Source organism: Pelomonas sp. Root1444 (assembly GCF_001426885.1).
Classification (GTDB): domain Bacteria; phylum Pseudomonadota; class Gammaproteobacteria; order Burkholderiales; family Burkholderiaceae_C; genus Pelomonas.
In genome coordinates this window covers 363,125-379,555 of the sequence record NZ_LMFP01000028.1, presented here as the reverse complement: position 1 = coordinate 379,555, position 16,431 = coordinate 363,125, and the positions used below count along the sequence as shown (strand labels likewise).

General features: G+C 68.8%; 14 protein-coding genes. 3 read left to right on the top strand and 11 right to left on the bottom strand.

The features are described from left to right. Positions 1–25: 25 nt before the first annotated feature. Together ASD35_RS19515 and ASD35_RS19510 are read right to left on the bottom strand one after the other, a co-directional pair. Complete coding sequence (locus ASD35_RS19515; protein WP_056876620.1) at positions 26–1,342, bottom strand: aspartate aminotransferase family protein; 1,317 nt, start codon at positions 1,340–1,342, stop codon at positions 26–28. Between the two features lie 93 nt (positions 1,343–1,435). Continuing rightward, positions 1,436–2,218 (bottom strand): ferritin-like domain-containing protein, encoded by a 783-nt coding sequence (locus tag ASD35_RS19510; RefSeq protein ID WP_056876619.1) that lies wholly within the window; start codon positions 2,216–2,218, stop codon positions 1,436–1,438. 44 nt (positions 2,219–2,262) lie between these two features. On the opposite strand from ASD35_RS19510, the gene ASD35_RS19505 reads away from it, so the two are divergent. From ASD35_RS19505 to ASD35_RS19495, 3 genes are all read left to right on the top strand, one after another. Continuing rightward, entirely contained in the window at positions 2,263–2,787 is a 525-nt protein-coding gene (locus tag ASD35_RS19505; RefSeq protein ID WP_056876618.1) for a gamma carbonic anhydrase family protein, read from the top strand. Further along, positions 2,784–3,818 carry an Hsp33 family molecular chaperone HslO gene (locus ASD35_RS19500; RefSeq protein WP_056876617.1) on the top strand — a complete coding sequence of 345 codons (1,035 nt, stop codon included), beginning with the start codon at positions 2,784–2,786 and terminating at the stop codon, positions 3,816–3,818. The genes ASD35_RS19505 and ASD35_RS19500 overlap by 4 nt, the downstream gene beginning before the upstream one ends. Positions 3,819–3,937: 119 nt before the next feature. Further along, positions 3,938–7,504: a hypothetical protein gene (locus tag ASD35_RS19495; RefSeq protein WP_056876616.1), complete on the top strand. Its 3,567-nt coding sequence runs from the start codon at positions 3,938–3,940 to the stop codon at positions 7,502–7,504. On the opposite strand, the gene ASD35_RS19490 is transcribed toward ASD35_RS19495, so the two are convergent. The 9 genes from ASD35_RS19490 to mutS form a co-directional block, all read right to left on the bottom strand. Then, entirely contained in the window at positions 7,483–8,001 is a 519-nt protein-coding gene (locus ASD35_RS19490) for an AAA family ATPase (protein WP_056876615.1), read from the bottom strand. The genes ASD35_RS19495 and ASD35_RS19490 overlap by 22 nt on opposite strands. Next, complete coding sequence (gene pnuC, locus ASD35_RS19485) at positions 7,989–8,609, bottom strand: nicotinamide riboside transporter PnuC (protein WP_056876614.1); 621 nt, start codon at positions 8,607–8,609, stop codon at positions 7,989–7,991. The genes ASD35_RS19490 and pnuC overlap by 13 nt, the downstream gene beginning before the upstream one ends. Then, positions 8,609–8,917 (bottom strand): cell division protein FtsB, encoded by a 309-nt coding sequence (gene ftsB / locus ASD35_RS19480; RefSeq protein ID WP_056876613.1) that lies wholly within the window; start codon positions 8,915–8,917, stop codon positions 8,609–8,611. The genes pnuC and ftsB overlap by 1 nt, the downstream gene beginning before the upstream one ends. Before the next feature lie 4 nt (positions 8,918–8,921). Continuing rightward, positions 8,922–10,208, bottom strand: a complete 1,287-nt coding sequence (eno, locus tag ASD35_RS19475) for a phosphopyruvate hydratase (protein WP_056876612.1) — start codon at positions 10,206–10,208, stop codon at positions 8,922–8,924. Positions 10,209–10,290: 82 nt separating this feature from the next. Further along, the gene (locus tag ASD35_RS19470) at positions 10,291–10,578 is read right to left on the bottom strand and encodes a DUF1330 domain-containing protein (protein WP_056876611.1); all 288 of its coding nucleotides are present in this window, start codon (positions 10,576–10,578) and stop codon (positions 10,291–10,293) included. 5 nt (positions 10,579–10,583) lie between these two features. Beyond that, complete coding sequence (kdsA, locus tag ASD35_RS19465) at positions 10,584–11,441, bottom strand: 3-deoxy-8-phosphooctulonate synthase (RefSeq protein WP_056876610.1); 858 nt, start codon at positions 11,439–11,441, stop codon at positions 10,584–10,586. Positions 11,442–11,452: 11 nt separating this feature from the next. After that, complete coding sequence (locus tag ASD35_RS19460; protein ID WP_056877439.1) at positions 11,453–13,081, bottom strand: CTP synthase; 1,629 nt, start codon at positions 13,079–13,081, stop codon at positions 11,453–11,455. Positions 13,082–13,177: 96 nt separating this feature from the next. Further along, positions 13,178–13,972: an alpha/beta fold hydrolase gene (locus ASD35_RS19455; RefSeq protein ID WP_056876609.1), complete on the bottom strand. Its 795-nt coding sequence runs from the start codon at positions 13,970–13,972 to the stop codon at positions 13,178–13,180. Then, positions 13,969–16,431, bottom strand: a 2,463-nt coding sequence (gene mutS / locus ASD35_RS19450) for a DNA mismatch repair protein MutS (RefSeq protein WP_082580292.1), incomplete at its 5' end; no start/stop codon positions are given. The genes mutS and ASD35_RS19455, both read right to left, overlap by 4 nt.

The following is a 16,431-nucleotide window of genomic DNA, read 5'->3' as shown; positions in this document are numbered from 1 at the left end:
GGGCGCGCAGTCTAGTGCAGCGGTTTCAGGCCGCCCTGCGCAGCGCGCCGCGCAGCGTGTCGATGATGCGTTCGATATGCGCGCTTTCGATGATCAGCGGCGGCGACAGCGCGATGGTGTCGCCGGTGGTGCGGATCAGCAGGCCCTTGTCCCAGCAGTCCAGGAAGATGTTGAAGGCGCGCTTGGCCGGCTCGCCGGGCAGGGGCTTGAGCTCGATGCCGCCGACCAGGCCGATGTTGCGCACGTCGATGACGTTGGGCTCCTCGCGTAGCGAGTGCAAGGCCTTGGCGAACTCGTCCTGCATCCGGGCTGCACGTGTCAGCAGGCCGTCGTCGGCATAGGTGTCCAGCGTGGCGATGCCGGCGGCGCAGGCCAGCGGATGCGCGGAGTAGGTGTAGCCGTGGAAGAACTCGATCAGGTGCTCGGGCCCGGTCATGAAGGCATCGTGGATCTTCTGCAGCGCGAACACCGCGCCCATGGGCACGCAGCCGTTGGTGATGCCCTTGGCCACCGTCATCAGGTCGGGCGTGACGCCGAAGGTCTGCGCGCCGAACGGGTTGCCGGTGCGGCCGAAGCCGGTGATGACCTCGTCGAAGATCAGCAGGATGCCGTGCTTGTCGCAGATGTCGCGCAGGCGCTGCAGGTAGCCCTGGGGCGGGATCAGCACGCCGGTGGAGCCGGCGACGGGTTCGACGATGACGGCGGCGATGGTCGATGCGTCATGCAGCGCGACGAGGCGCTCCAGGTCGTCGGCGAAATCGGCGCCGTGCTGGGGGATGCCGACCGAGAACGCGTTGCGTACCGGGTCATGGGTGTGGCGGATGTGGTCGACACCGGCCAGCAGGCTGCCGAACATCTTGCGGTTGGCGACCATGCCGCCGACCGAGATGCCGCCGAAGTTGACGCCGTGGTAGCCGCGCTCGCGCCCGATGAGGCGGGTGCGCGCGCCTTCGCCGCGCACGCGGTGGTAGGCGATGGCCATCTTCAGCGCGGTCTCGACGGATTCCGAGCCGGAGTTGGTGAAGAAGACGCGGTTCATGCCGGCGGGCGCGATGGCCGCCAGCCGTTCGGCCAGTTCGAAGGCCTTGGGATGGGCCATCTGGAAGGGCGGCGCAAAGTCCAGCTCGGCCGCCTGGTCCTGGATGGCCTTGACGATCTTCGGCCGGTTGTGGCCGGCGTTCACGCACCACAGGCCGGCGATGCCGTCGAGCACCTCGCGGCCCTTGTCGTCGCGGAAGAACATGCCGTCGGCCTGGGTCAACAGGCGCGGTGCCTGCTTGAACTGGCGGTTGGCCGTGAACGGCATCCAGTAGGCGTCAAGCTTGGAAACGTCAGCGCTCATGCGGGGCTCCTCGGAAGCAACGCCAAAGTCTAGAGCGAGTTTGACGGGGTGGTCAGAATTTGGCGGTGGCCAAGGGTTCTCACTAGGGGCGCTTCATGGCGCGGTCAGTGCGGCCAGCTCCGCCTCGTCGAAGCCGGCGGCGCGGCGGGCTTCGAGGTTGAACGGCGCGCGCAGCTTGGGCGCCCGGTAACGCGTCGTCAGCTCGGCATAGGTCGTGATCGGGTCCAGGCCGCGTTGCTGGCAGACGAAGCGGTACCAGCGGTTGCCGGCCGCCACGTGGCCGATCTCGTCACTCAGGATGACGTCGAGGATCTCGCCCGCACGATGGTCGCCGGCGCCGACCAGCTTGGCGCGGACGGCGGGCGAGGCGTCCAGCCCGCGCGCCTCCAGCGTGCGCGGCACCAGCGCGATGCGGGCCAGCAGGTCTTGCCGGGTGCGCTCGGCCATGTCCCACAGCGCGTTGTGGGCGTCGAAGTCGCCGTAGTCGAAGCCCAGGCTCAAGAGGTGGTCACGCAGCAGCGTGAAGTGCTTGGCCTCCTCCTGCGCGATGCGCAGCCAGTCGCGGTAGAAGGCCTCCGGCATGCCGGCGAAGCGCCAGCAGATGTCCAGCGCCAGGTCGATGGCGTTGAGCTCGATGTGGGCGATGGCATGCACCAGCGCGGCGATGCCGGCGGGTGTGCGCATCGACGGCGGTTTGAGCTTGATGTGCTCGACCATCCGCGGCCGCGCGGGGCGGCCGGGGATGCCGGCAGGCTCTGCGATGACGGCGGTCGTGTCGATCGGCAAGGTGGCAGCGAGCGCCAGCGTGGCCGCGGCCTTGGCGGGCGCTTCGGCCATCAACAAAGGGCCGAGCGTGGTCAGGCGGAGTTCGGACATCGACCGGATTCTAAAATTCACCGTTTTGACGGGGAGGGCCCGCGATGGCGATCTACCAGCTCGACGAGCACATTCCCGACGTGGCGGAGTCCGCGTGGGTGGCCGACAGCGCCGAGGTCATCGGCCGCGTGACTCTTGGGCAGGACGTCAGCGTCTGGTTCAACGCCGTGCTGCGTGGCGACAGCGACACGCTGACGATCGGCGCCGGCAGCAACATCCAGGACGGCTCGGTGCTGCATGCCGACCATGGCTCTCCGCTGGTCATCGGCCAGCACGTGACGGTGGGCCACCAGGTCATGCTGCACGGCTGCACGGTGGGTGACGAAAGCCTCATCGGCATTGGGGCCGTGGTCTTGAATGGCGCCCGCATCGGCCGCAACTGCATCGTCGGCGCCGGCGCGCTGGTGACCGAAGGCAAGGAGTTCCCCGACGGCAGCCTCATCGTCGGCGCGCCGGCCAAGGTCGTGCGCCAGCTCAACGAGGCGCAGATCGCCGGCCTGAAGGCCAGCGCGGCCCATTACGTCAACAACGGCCGCCGCTATCGCGAAGGCCTGAAAAGAATCCGATGAGTGAATTGCACAAGTTCCTGTTCGACGGCCTGCCGGTGCGCGGCATGCTGGTGCGCCTGACCGATGCCTGGCGTGAGGTGCTGAGCCGCCGCGAACCCGGGCAGGAATACCCGCCGGAGCTTCGCGACATGCTCGGCGAGATGAGTGCCGCGGCCGTGCTGATGCAGGCCAACATCAAGTTCAACGGCGCGCTGGTGCTGCAGGTGATGGGCGACGGCCCTGTGAAGCTGGCGGTGGCCGAGGCGCAGCCTGACCTGGCGTTCCGCGCCACGGCCAAGTGCATTGGCGCGGTGGAGCCCGGAGCGACGCTGGAGGCCATGGTCAACCTGCGTGGCCAGGGCCGCTGCGCGATCACGCTGGACCCGAAGGACAAGTTCCCCGGCCAGCAGCCCTATCAGGGCGTCGTGCCCCTGCACGGCGACCAGCGCGAGCCGCTGCAGAAGATGAGCGAAGTGCTGGAGCACTACATGCTGCAGTCCGAGCAGCTGGACACCAAGCTGGTGCTCGCCGCCAACGGCGACATCGCCGCCGGCCTGCTGATCCAGCGCTTGCCGGTCGAGGGTGAGGGCAACCTGGAAGGCAGAAGCGGCGCCGGGCCGTCCCAAGCCGCGGAGCGCCCCCTCGGGGGGCAGCCGGCTTTGCCGGCGTGGGGGCAGCGTTCCAGCAATGAGGACGACATCGGCCTGTCCGACGCCTTCAACCGCATCAGCATCCTCGCGGCCACGCTGACGGCCGAAGAGTTGCTGACGCTGGACGCCGACACCGTGCTGCGCCGCCTGTTCTGGGAGGAGACGGTGACGCGCTTCGAACCGCAGGCGCCGTGCTTCGCCTGCACCTGCTCGCGCGAACGCGTGGGCCAGATGCTGCGCGGCCTGGGGCGCGAGGAGGCCGACAGCGTGCTCGCCGAACGTGGCGAGATCGAGATCGGTTGCGACTTCTGCGGCCGGCATTACCGGTTCGACGCCGTGGATGTGGGCGCGCTGTTCGCGCCGGGCGGCGCGCAGGCACGCCCCGACGGCAGCCTGCAGTAGCCGGGGCGCAACGCGGGCCTCATGCGTTCTGAGGATGAGGCGGCCCCTGCTGCTTGACGTCGCCCCGCCGAGCTGAGACTTTGTCGGCTGGCCTTGTGTGCAAGGGCCAGGAGTGAGCGATGGCGGACTCCAAGGGCGGCTTCGGCGGTTTCCCATGGGCAAGCGCGGCGGTGCTGGTGGCTTTCGTGGCCAGTACGCAGCTGGTGCCGCATGCCTTCGAGCCGCTGCGCCCGCCCGAGAAGCCGCGCGCCCAGGCGCCGGTCGATTCGGAACTGGAGGTCAACGCGCGCCTCTGGGAAGACCCGTTTGCCGCATTGCGCCGTTACGAGGCCGAGCGGGCCGACCGCTGCGAGCGCTTCCGCAAGCAGGCGAGCCGCGAGGTGGACGTGGACTGCCGCGACGGCGTGGCCGAGGCGCGCAACCCGCGCAACATGCTGGCCAAGCTGGACCGTGACCACGACCAACGGCTGGACGACACGCTGCTGGTGCTGGGCCTTCTGCCCGGCGCGGATTTCGTCGGTGCGGAGGAGGCGCGCCGGCGCGTGCGCTACGCGGCGCTGGCCGGGCTGCTGGCCAAGGACTACGTGCCGGACAACGCCGAGCGGCTCAGCCTGCTGGAGTTCGACCTGTTGAACCCGGCGCCGGCAGTGCCGGCCAAGACACCGCCGGCCCCGGCCAGCGCCGCTTCGGCCGCAGCCAAGGCCAAGGCGCCCTTCGTGGTGCCGTACGAGCTGCTGACGCTGCGCACCGGCCACCGCGACAGGCCCGGCCGGGCTGGGCATGGCGGCCGCTATGCCCAGGTGGCCGTGCTGTGGGTGGACGAGAACTCGCTGCCCAACCGCAAGCTGGACGCGCTGGCGCTGCTGGTGCAGCAGCTGATGGGCAGCAAGGCGCGCGTCAATGCCAGCTTCAAGGGCAGCTCCAGCAGCGAGGCGGACGACGGCCTGCCCAGCCTGGCCGTCATCGGCCCCTCGTCCACCGATGCGCTGCGCCTGGCCCTGTCCGACCTGCGCTGCGCGGCCGACCGCTACAACATGCCCGCAAGCAGCGCCGTCGCCACCGCGGCAGCGACGGCGCTGCGCTGCGCCAGCCTCGGCAACCAGGGCGGGCCGGCGCTGGAAGCCGAGGTGCTGGAGGGCTACCGGCTGCTGTCCGGCGCGGAGTTCTACAACTCGGCCTCCACGGCACCCAACCGCATGCTGGCCGAGCTGAACCGTCAGGACCTGGACGCCTTCATCACCGAACAGTTCAACCGCATCACGGGCGACCAGCGCCAGGTGGCGCTGCAGCGCACGGTGGGCAACGATGGCGACCTGATCCGCAAGCTGGACGCCGAGATCCGGCTGCGCCTGCCGCATGACAGCAAGCGCCGCGTCGTCGTGGTGGCGGAGCGCGATTCCCTCTATGCCCAGTCGCTGGTGGCCGAGCTGAAGCACCGCCTGGGGGGCGACGAGAAGGGGCTGTTGCTGGAGGTGGTGTATTTCTTCCGCGGCATCGACGGCGTGACTTCGCGGGAAATCCAGGCCGCCGCGGGGACGGCCGGCAAGACGGCGCCGACGCTGGAATGGCCCGAGAGCCGCGACCAGCTCGACTACCTGCGCCGGCTGGGCGCCGACCTCAAGCGCAGCGAGACCAACCCGCAGCTCCCGCCCATCGGCGCCATCGGCATCTTCGCCAACGACGTGCACGACAAGCTGCTGGTGCTGCAGGCCCTGCACGAGGACTTCTCGGACAAGATGTTCTTCACGACGGACATGGACGCGCGCTACCTGCACCCGCGCACGCAGGCCTTCACGCGCAACCTGGTCGTCGCGAGCAGCCTGCCGCTGGCTTTCTACCCGCCGCCGCCCTCGACCACGACGGACAAGGGGGAGGGGCCGGTCAACCTGCAGGCCGGCACGCCGCCGCTGCGCGACATCTACCAGACCAGCACCTATGCCGCCGCGCGCCGCGCGGGCTGCCGCGACGAGGGCTGCAAGCAGCGCGAGCGCGCGGCGCTGGACCAGGCGCTGCAGAACACCTCGCTGTACGAGATCGGGCGCAGCAACGCCGTGCCCTTGGCCGGCTATGCGCTGGACGCCCGCCCGCCGGTCAACAGCGCGGGGCGCATCTTCGTGGCGGTGCTGATGATCGGGCTGACGGGCACGATGCTGCTGGTCTGGCCGTCCACGCCCGCCATCCGCCAGGCGCGGCGCGTCTTCCTGCGCGAGCCGACGATGAACAACCAGCCGCAGATGGACATGACGGCCATCGTGCTGGTGGCTTTGCATGCGGGCCTGTTCTCGTACGTGCTGGCCAGCCTGATCGAGTTCGTGCTGCCCAGCCGGCTCGACTTCATCCATGCGCTGCTGCTGGCCAGCCTGGCCGCCTTCGGCGCGTTGCTGGCGGTGCTGCCGGCCCTGCTGTCGGCACGGCGCGAGCAGCCGCTGCCGCCCGACCAGCCCGCGGGTGTGGACCGCCTGCACCTGGTCGTGCTGCTGATGGTGGCGGGCGTGTGGCTGTGGCTGGCCTGGCCGGCCGCGGGCTGGCGTGGCAGCGTCAACTGCAGCACCTGCGAGCCGGTGACGTGGCTGGAGGGCGTCAGCGCCTGGCCTTCGCACCTCATCCATCTGCTGGCCTTGTTCGCCATCTTCTGGACGCTGGACTGGGCCTGGGCCTGCACGCTGCAGCTGCTGCGCGATGACTCCGACTGGCTGCGCCTGCCGCGCCCGGTGCCACGGCCGGTCGTGCGCAGCACCGTGCGGGAGCTGGTGCGCGGCTGGTTCGAGCAGATCAGCGTGCTGTTCTGGAAACCCGGCGTGGGCTTCAGCTGCGACTTCGCCCAGCTGTGGCAGGAGTACGGCGAACGCGGCGAGGCGCGGCCGCGCGCGGCGCGCACGCTGGTGTGGTTCGTACTGACCATCGGGCTGGTCGGCCTGATGTTCCTGGGTTTGTCGGAAGGCCAGATCCCCGAAGTGCCGGTGCGCGGCGACGAGCACCGCCAGATCGTCAAGGCCACGCTCTACGTGATCCTGCTGATGCTGCCGCTGCTCATCGTCGCCGTGGCCGATGCGACCGTGCTGCTGCTGCGTTTCGTGCGCCACCTGAACGCGGGCCGCAGCTTCTACCCGGACGCGACCATCGAGATGTTCGCCAAGTCCCTCGGCGAGGAGCACCAGGCGCTGTGGTCGCAGCGCTTCAACGCCCGGCCCGAGGAACGAACCAAGGACGGCGGCGGCTTCGCGATGCACACGCTGCTGGACGACTGGATCGACGTGCAGGTGGTGGCGCAGCGCAGCGCGCCGGTCGCGCGCCTGGTCATCGGGCCATTCGTCGTGCTGGCGCTGCTGGTCGTGGCGCGCAGCCGGCTGTTCGACAACTGGGCGCTGACGCCGGCCATCGCGGTGGGCGTGAGCTTCTATGTCGTCGCGCTGATCGGCCTGACCGTCATGCTCAAGCGCTCGGCCGAGCACACGCGCCGGCGGGCCCTGGAATCCATGCAGGCAGACCTGCGCTGGATGGCCGGCAGCGGCAAGCCCATGAGCGACCTCGTCGAGCCCTTCAAGCGCCTGATCACCCAGGTGGAGAACAACCAGAAGGGCGCGTTCGCGCCGTTCTTCGACCAGCCGCTGCTCAAGGCCATGCTGGTGCCGCTGGGCGGCGCCGGCGGCACCCAGCTGTTCGACTACCTGCTGCTGGGGCGTTGAAGCGCGCGGACCGCCGTCGCCCGGCGTTCGTCATCGCTGCCGGCGATGTCGATCCAGCGGATGCCGCTGGCCGACAGCGCCGCCCGCAGCCGCGCATCGAAGGCGGCCCGCACACCGGGGCCGTCGCGCAGGAAGCCATCGGCCTGCCAGGGCAGGTCGGGTGCGCACAGCAGCGTCAGCTCGCAGCGGCGCTGGAACGCCAGTGCACCGGCCAGCAGCGCGTCGTCGTTGAAGTAATGCTGGCTGCACAGTGCCGTGATCAGCGGCGTCGTGTCGCAGATGACGAGGTCGTGTTGCCGCGATGCCGCCTCGATGCGCGCGGCCTGCTCAGCGGCGATGTGGGCCTGCTCATGCCGCAGCGGCGTGCGGCCATGGGCGTCGCACCACTCGCGCAGGTATTCCGTGACGAGGCCGGCGTTGAACTCGGCGGCCAACGCTTCGGCCAGCGTGGACTTGCCGGTGCACTCCGCGCCGAGCAGCGCGATCAAGCGGCCCAAGCCTGCCTCCACGCGCGCCAGCCGATGACGCTCATCGGAATGAAGCCGGCATACAGGATGACCGTCAGCCAGTAGCCCTTGAACCCGAACAGCACGACGCTGACCGCGTTGACGACGATCCAGGTCGGCCAGTTCTCCTCGTACTTGCGCGCCAGCAGCCATTGGCCCAGCAGGCTGGCGACGGTCGGGAAGGCGTCCCAGTAGGGCAGGGGGCTGTCGGTGACACGGTCCAGGAAGAGCCCCAGCAGCGGCCACGCCGCCAGCGTCAGCAGCACGGGCCGGGCGAGGCCTTGCCAGCCCAGCCGGCGCACCTTCAGCGCCTCGCCCTCGCGGGTGCGGCCGAAGCGCCATTGCCACCAGCCCCAGACGGCCAATGCGGCAAAGACGAGCTGCAGCGCCGCCTCGCCATACAGCTGGCCGTCCCAGAAGAGGGCGAAGTACATCAGCGAACTGACGAGGGCCAGCGGCCAGGCCAGCAGCTTCACCCGCATGTTGCAGACGACCATCCAGACGGCCAGCACGAAGGCGACCAGTTCCAGCCAGGAGATCGGGCTGCCGAAGGCGGTGAAGGCCGGCGCCAGCAGCGCCGCCCAGGCCTGGGCCAGCATCAGCGCTGGCCAGCCGCCGAGGCCGCAGGTGGGGCTGCAGGTGCGGCGAGTGGCACGAAGACCTCGTCCGGCTTGATCATGCCGAGCTCGAAGCGGGCCTTCTCTTCCACCATCTCCAGGCCTTCGCGCAGGTCGCGCAGCTCGGCCTGCAGCTGGTTGTTGCGGGCGCGCGCCTCGTCGTTCTCGGCGCGCGCGGCGGCCACTTCCTCCCGGAGGTGGGCCACGTACGGAAGACTGCCCCGGCCCACCCACAGTTGGGCCTGGATGGCGATCAGGAAGACCGCCAGGACCAGGGCAAGCGCCTTCAAAGGCTTACTTCAGGTTGTAGAAGGCGGCACGGCCGGGGTACACGGCCACGTCGCCCAGGTCTTCCTCGATGCGCAGCAGCTGGTTGTACTTGGCCATACGGTCCGAGCGCGACAGCGAGCCGGTCTTGATCTGGCCGGCGTTCAGGCCGACGGCAATGTCGGAGATCGTGCTGTCCTCGGTCTCGCCCGAGCGGTGCGAGATGACGGCCGTGTAGCCGGCGCGCTTGGCCATCTCGATGGCGGCGAAGGTCTCGGTGAGCGTGCCGATCTGGTTGATCTTGATCAGGATGGAGTTGGCGATGCCCTTCTCGATGCCTTCCTTCAGGATCTTGGTGTTGGTGACGAACAGGTCGTCGCCGACGATCTGCACGTTCTTGCCCAGGCGGTCGGTCAGGATCTTCCAGCCGTCCCAGTCGCCTTCGGCCATGCCGTCTTCGATGGAGATGATGGGGTACTTGTCGACCCAGGTGGCCAGCATGTCGGTCCACTCCTGCGACGACAGCTGGATGCCGCCTTCGCCTTCGAGCACGTACTTGCCGTCCTTGTAGAACTCGCTGGCGGCGCAGTCCAGGCCGATGGCGATCTGCGAGCCGGCCATGTAGCCGGCCTTGTCGATGGCCTGCAGGATCAGCTGGATGGCGGCCTCATGGCTCTCGACGCTCGGCGCGAAACCGCCTTCGTCGCCCACGGCGGTGGAGATGCCCTTGTCGTGCAGGATCTTCTTCAGCGCGTGGAAGACTTCGGCGCCCCAGCGCAGCGCTTCGCGGAACGACGGCGCGCCCACGGGGATGATCATCAGCTCCTGCAGGTCCAGCGAGTTGTTCGCATGGGCGCCGCCGTTGATGACGTTCATCATCGGCACCGGCAGTTGGTTGCCGTTCATGCCGCCGAAATAGCGGTACAGCGGCAGGCCCGATTCTTCAGCCGCTGCGCGGGCGACGGCCATGGAGACCGCCAGCATCGCGTTGGCGCCCAGGCGGCTCTTGTTCTCGGTGCCGTCGAGGTCGATCAGCGTCTTGTCCAGGAAAGCCTGCTCGGCGGCATCCAGGCCCAGCACGGCCTCGGAGATCTCGGTGTTGATGTGCTCGACGGCGCGCAGCACGCCCTTGCCGAGGTAGCGGCCCTTGTCGCCGTCGCGCAGCTCGATGGCTTCGCGCGAACCGGTGGAGGCACCCGACGGCACGGCCGCGCGGCCCATGACGCCCGATTCCAGCAGGACGTCGCATTCGACGGTGGGATTGCCGCGGCTGTCGAGGATTTCTCGGCCGACGATGTCAACGATGGCGCTCATTCAGTGTCTCCAGGGAAGTGAAAAATTCGGGCGGGCGCAAGTGTGCCAAGTGGGTGTTACCGCGTCACATCAATCGGCAGGATCAGACACCTTCGATCAACACCATGCGCATGACGGCAATGCCCTCGCGGGCTTCGCGCGCGGCGCCGTACTCCGGCGAGTCGTAGAAGGCCTGGGCGGCTTCAGCAGTCGGGAACTTCAGCAGCACAACGCGCTCGGGTGTCCAGTCGCCTTCGAGCACGGTCGTCTTGCCGCCGCGCACCAGCACCTCGGCGCCGTGCTCCTTCATGGCGAGCGTCGACAGGCGCCGATAGTCCTCGTATTGCTCGGGGTTGGTGACTTTGACGTTGGCGAGGATGTAGGCGGCCATGGCTCTCAGCAGGAGAAGTCGTTCTCAAGCAGCGGCTGCTGCTTGACGACGCGGTCCAGCGCCACCAGTTGCTCCAGCAGCGTCTTCATGTGCCTGAGCGGCACCGCATTCGGGCCGTCGCTGAAGGCTTCGGCAGGGTTCGGGTGCGTCTCCATGAACAGGCCCGCCACGCCGACGCCGACACCGGCCCGGGCCAGCACCGGCACCATCTCGCGCGCGCCGCCGCTGGAGCCGCCCAGGCCGCCGGGCTTCTGCACCGAATGGGTGACGTCGAACACCACCGGCGCGCCGCTGTTGCGCATCTCGGCCAGGCTGGTCATGTCGGCCACGAGGTTGTTGTAGCCGAAGCTGACGCCGCGTTCGCAGGCCAGGAAGCGGTCCTCCGACAGGCCCACCTCGTGTGCGGCGGCGCGGGCCTTGTCGATGACGTTCTTCATGTCCCAGGGCGCGAGGAACTGGCCCTTCTTGATGTTGACCGGCTTGCCGCTTTGGGCGACGGCGCGGATGAAGTCCGTCTGGCGGCACAGGAAGGCCGGTGTCTGCAGCACGTCGACGACGCTGGCGACCTCGGCCACCTGGGTGGTGTCGTGCACGTCGGTCAGCACCGGCAAGCCGGTCTGGCGGCGCACCTCGTCGAGGATCTTCAGGCCGGCTTCCATGCCGACGCCGCGCTTGGTGGTGCCGGACGAGCGGTTGGCCTTGTCGAACGAGCCTTTGTAGATCAGGGGAATGCCAAGCGTCGTGCACGCCTCTTTCAACAGGCCAGCGACGTCGAGCGACATCTGCAGGCCCTCGATCGAGCAGGTGCCGGCGATCAGGAAAAACGGCTTGTCGATGCCGACGTCGAATCCGCAGAGCTTCATGACGATTGACCTCAGGCCTTCTTGTGGCCCAGCGCGGCCTTGATGAAGGCCGTGAACAACGGGTGGCCGCCCCAGGGCGTGGACTTGAACTCGGGATGGAACTGCACGCCGACGAACCAGGGATGCACCTCGCGCGGCAGCTCGACCATCTCGGTCAGCTTCTCGCGTTGGGTGATGGCCGAGATGACGAGACCGGCTTCCTGCAGGCGGTCCAGGTAGTGTTCGTTCGCCTCGTAGCGGTGGCGGTGGCGCTCGGTGACCACCTTGCCGTAGATGTCCGAAGCCAGCGTACCGGGCTTGACGTCGGAGCTCTGGGCACCCAAGCGCATGGTGCCGCCGAGGTCGCTCTTCTCGTCGCGCTTCTGGATGCTGCCGTCGGCGTCCTGCCACTCGTCGATCAGCGCGATGACGGGGTGCGGCGTCTCGGGGTCGAACTCTGTGGAGTTGGCGCCTTCCAGGCCGGCCAGGTGGCGGGCCACCTCGATGGTCGCCACCTGCATGCCCAGGCAGATGCCCAGGTAGGGCAGCTTGTGCTCGCGGGCGTACTGGGCGGCCAGGATCTTGCCCTCTACGCCGCGCTTGCCGAAGCCGCCGGGGACGAGGATGGCGTCGAACTTGCCGAGGCTGTCGACCGTCTCGGGCGTCAGCGTCTCGCTGTCGACGTACTCGATCTTCACGCCGGCGTGGTTGTGGATGCCGGCGTGGCGCAACGCCTCGTTGAGCGACTTGTACGAGTCCGACAGGTCGGTGTACTTGCCGCACATGGCGATGGTGACCTCGGTCTTGGGGTTCTCGACCTCGTAGACCAGCGTGTCCCAGCGTTTCAGGTCGGCGCTCTTGGTGTTGAGCTGCAGCTTGGTGCAGATGAGCTGGTCCAGCCCCTGCTCGTGCAGCAGGCGCGGCACCTTGTAGATGGTGTTCACGTCCCACATCGAGATCACGCCGTACTCCGCGACGTTGGTGAACAGCGAGATCTTCTCGCGCTCATCGTCGGGGATGCGGCGGTCGGCGCGGCACAGCAGCGCGTCGGGTTGGATGCCGATCTCGCGCAGCTTCTGCACGGTGTGCTGCGTCGGCTTGGTCTTGAGCTCGCCCGCGGCAGCGATCCACGGCACGTAAGTCAGGTGCACGTAGGCCGTGTTCGTCGGGCCGGCCCGCAGGCTCATCTGGCGCACGGCCTCCAGGAAGGGCAGGGACTCGATGTCGCCCACCGTGCCGCCGATCTCGACGATCGCCACATCGACGCCTTCGGCGCCGCGCTTGATGAATTCCTGGATCTCGTTGGTGATGTGCGGGATGACCTGCACCGTCTTGCCGAGATAGTCGCCGCGGCGTTCCTTCTCCAGCACGGTCTTGTAGATCTGGCCGGTGGTGAAGTTGTTGGCCTTCTTCATCCGCGTCGTGATGAAGCGTTCGTAGTGGCCGAGGTCGAGGTCGGTTTCGGCGCCGTCGTCGGTGACGAAGACTTCACCGTGCTGGAAGGGCGACATCGTGCCGGGGTCGACGTTGATGTAGGGGTCCAGCTTGATCAGGGTGACTTTGAGGCCGCGCGATTCGAGGATGGCAGCCAGGGAGGCCGACGCGATGCCCTTGCCCAAGGAGGACACCACACCGCCGGTGACGAAGACGTATTTGGTCATGTCTTGCAGCACGCCAGAACAGCATGCTGTGGTGGGAAATTGCGATTGTAGATTGATAGCCCTCGGGCTGGCTTCGGGCCCCGGCGCTCGCCGCGGTCAGCTCAACAAGTCGAGCACCAGCTCTGCCGTTTCGTCCGGCTTCTCGAACGGGAAGAGGTGTGAGCCTTCCATCCAGCGCCAGTTGTCGCCGGCAAGCCTCTTGGACGCCGCAGCGCCCGCCTGGCGCAGCTCGGCCGACCGTGTGCCGCCGACGAAGGCCACCGGGCATTGCGGCGGCCGCAGGCGCAGCAGCAGCGGCAGGTGGTGGGGCAGCGTACGGTAGATGTGCGCTTCCACGTCCCGCGTGAAGCGCAAGCGCACCTGGCCGTCGGCCTCCTCGAAGCCGGCTTCGATGTAGTCGGCCAACACGCGTGGGTCCCAACGGGCGAACAATTTCTTGGCTGAAAAATGCTTGTAGACCGCCTCGCGGTCCGGCCAGAGGTGGCGGCGCTCGCGAGCGATCTTGGACGGGCCGTAGCGGTGGATCAGCCCCGTGGTCTTTGCCACCGCGACGGCGGCGGCCTTCCAGCCGGTGACGACTGGCGAGTCCAGCATGACGAGCCGCGACACCAGTTCCGGCCGCCGGCAGGTCGCCAGCAGGCTCACCATGCCGCCCAGCGAATGGCCGACCAGCGCGACCTGCCCCTGCGGCTTCACCTCGGTGTCGATGAAATGCAGCAGCTGGTCGCGCAGCTTGCGCCAATCGCCGGTGACCGGAAAGCGCGGGTCATGCCCGAAGCGGTCCAGCGCCTCGACGCGCCAGCCCGCCGCGCGCCAGCGCTCGAACAGCACCCGGTAGCAGCCGGCGGGGTAGCTGTTGGCGTGGGAGAAGACAAGGACTCTTTCGCTCATGGCTTGGCCAGCTTCTTCAGCTTGTAGAGCGCCTCCAGGGCCTCGCGCGGCGACAGGGCGTCGGGGTCGATGCCGTCCAGCGCGGCCACCAGCTCGCTCGGCTCGGGCAGCGGCGGCGGGGCCGGCGGCGCGGCGAACAGATCGAACTGGTCGTCAGCCGCGTTCTGCCGCGCCTCCAGCGCCTCCAGCGTGGCGCGCGCCTGCCGCACCAGGCTGGCCGGCATGCCCGCCAGCTTGGCCACCTGCACGCCGTAGCTGCGGCTGGCGGGGCCGGCCTGCAGCTCGTGCAGGAAGACGATGTCCTCGCCGCTCTCCACGGCCGACACATGCCAGTTCTGCGCCATCGAGTGCTTGGCCGGGAACTCGGTCAGCTCGAAGTAGTGGGTCGCGAACAGCGTGAAGGCACGCGTCTTGTCGTGCAGGTGGCTGGCGATGGCGCTGGCCAGCGCGAGCCCGTCGAAGGTCGACGTCCCCCGCCCGATCTCGTCCATCAGCACCAGCGACTGGTCGGTCGCCGAATGCAGGATGGCCGCACCCTCGGTCATCTCCAGCATGAAGGTGGACTGCGCGTTGGCCAGGTCGTCGGCCGCGCCGATGCGGGTGTGGATGGCGTCCATGTGCCCCAGCCGGCAGCGCGTGGCCGGCACGTAGGAGCCGATCGCGGCCAGCAGCGCGATCAGCGCGACCTGGCGCATGAAGGTGCTCTTGCCGCCCATGTTGGGGCCGGTGATGACCAGCATGCGCGTGCGCGCGTCCAGCCGGCAGTCGTTGGGCATGAACTCCGCGCCGCCGGTCTCCGCCAGGCGCGCCTGCACGACCGGGTGGCGGCCGGCCTCGATCTCCAGGCAGGGCTGCGCCACGAACTCGGGCCGGCACCAGTTCAGCGTGACGGCGCGCTCGGCCAGCGCAGCCAATGCGTCCAGCCCGGCCAGCGTGCGGCCCAGCGCCGTCAATGGTTCCAAGCGGCTGATGAGGGCATCGATGACCTGCTCGTAAAGCAGCTTCTCGCGCGCCAGCGCCCGCTCGTTGGCGGACAGCGCCTTGTCCTCGAAGGCCTTCAGCTCGGGCGTGATGTAGCGCTCGGCGTTCTTCAGCGTCTGGCGGCGCTGGTAGTCCATCGGCACCTTGTCGACCTGGCCCTGCGTGACCTCGATGTAGAAGCCGTGCACCCGGTTGAACTGGACGCGCAGGTTGGCGATGCCGGTGCGGGCGCGCTCGCGGGTTTCGAGGTCCAGCAGGAAGCCGTCGCAGTTCTGCTGGATGCCGCGCAGCTCGTCCAGCTCGGCGTCGAAGCCGTCGGCGATGACGCCGCCATCGCGCGCCAGGATGGCCGGCTCCAGCGCGATGGCTCGTTCCAGCAGTTCGAGGATGTCGCTGGGCGGCGTCAGCGTCGCATCACGCAGCGCGGCGGGCGTCACGGCGCGCAGCTGCGGCAGCACCTGCAGCGTCGCACGCAGGCCCGTCAGTTCACGTGGCCGCACCTGGCGCAGCGCGATGCGGGCGGAGATGCGCTCCACGTCGCTGACCGACTTCAGCGCCTCGCGCAGCGGCTCGAAGCCTTCCGCGTGCAGGGCCGCAATCGCGTCGTGCCGCGCCGTCGCTTCGGCGCGATCGCGCTTGGGGTGCAGCAGCCACTGCCGCAGCGTGCGGCTGCCCATGCCGCTCTTGCAGGTGTCCAGCAGCGAGAACAGCGTCGGGCTGGCCTCGCCGCGCAGTGTCTGCACCAGCTCCAGGTTGCGTTGCGTGGCGGGCGGCAGGTCCAGCAGGTCGCTGGCGCGCTGCACGCGCAGCGAGCGCACGTGGGACAGCGCGCGGCCCTGCGTGTGCTCGGCAAAGGCCAGCAGTGCGCTGCCCGCGGCATGGGCCAAGGTGAGCTCATGCGCATTGAAGCCCTGCAGGCTGGCGACGGCCAGTTGTTCGCACAGCTTGCGGTTCCCCAACGCGCCGTCGAACTGCCAACTCGGCCGGTTCGTGACCGGGAAGCGCGCCTTCATGACGCCCGCCGGCTGCTGCTCTCGGTTGACCAGCACCTCGGCGGGCGACAGGCGCGCCAGCCAGGCGGGCAACTCCATGTCGCTGCACTCGGCCAGGCCGATCTCGCCCTGGGTCAACGACAGCCACGCCAGCCCGTGCCTGCGGCCGTGGCCGGAGACGGCCAGCAGCACGGCGTCCTGCTTGTCGGCCAGCAGTTCGGTGTCTGTGATGGTGCCCGGAGTGACGACGCGCACCACCTTGCGTTCCACCGGCCCCTTGCTCGCGCCGACCTCGCCGACCTGCTCGGCAATCGCGACCGCTTCACCCAGCTTGATGAGCTTGGCGAGATAACTCTCCAGCGCGTGCACCGGCACACCGGCCATGACGACCGGCTGGCCGGCGCTCTGGCCGCGCTGCGTCAGCGTGATGTCCAGCAGCGCGTTGCACTTGCGCGCGTCGTCGTAGAAGACCTCGTAGAAGTCGCC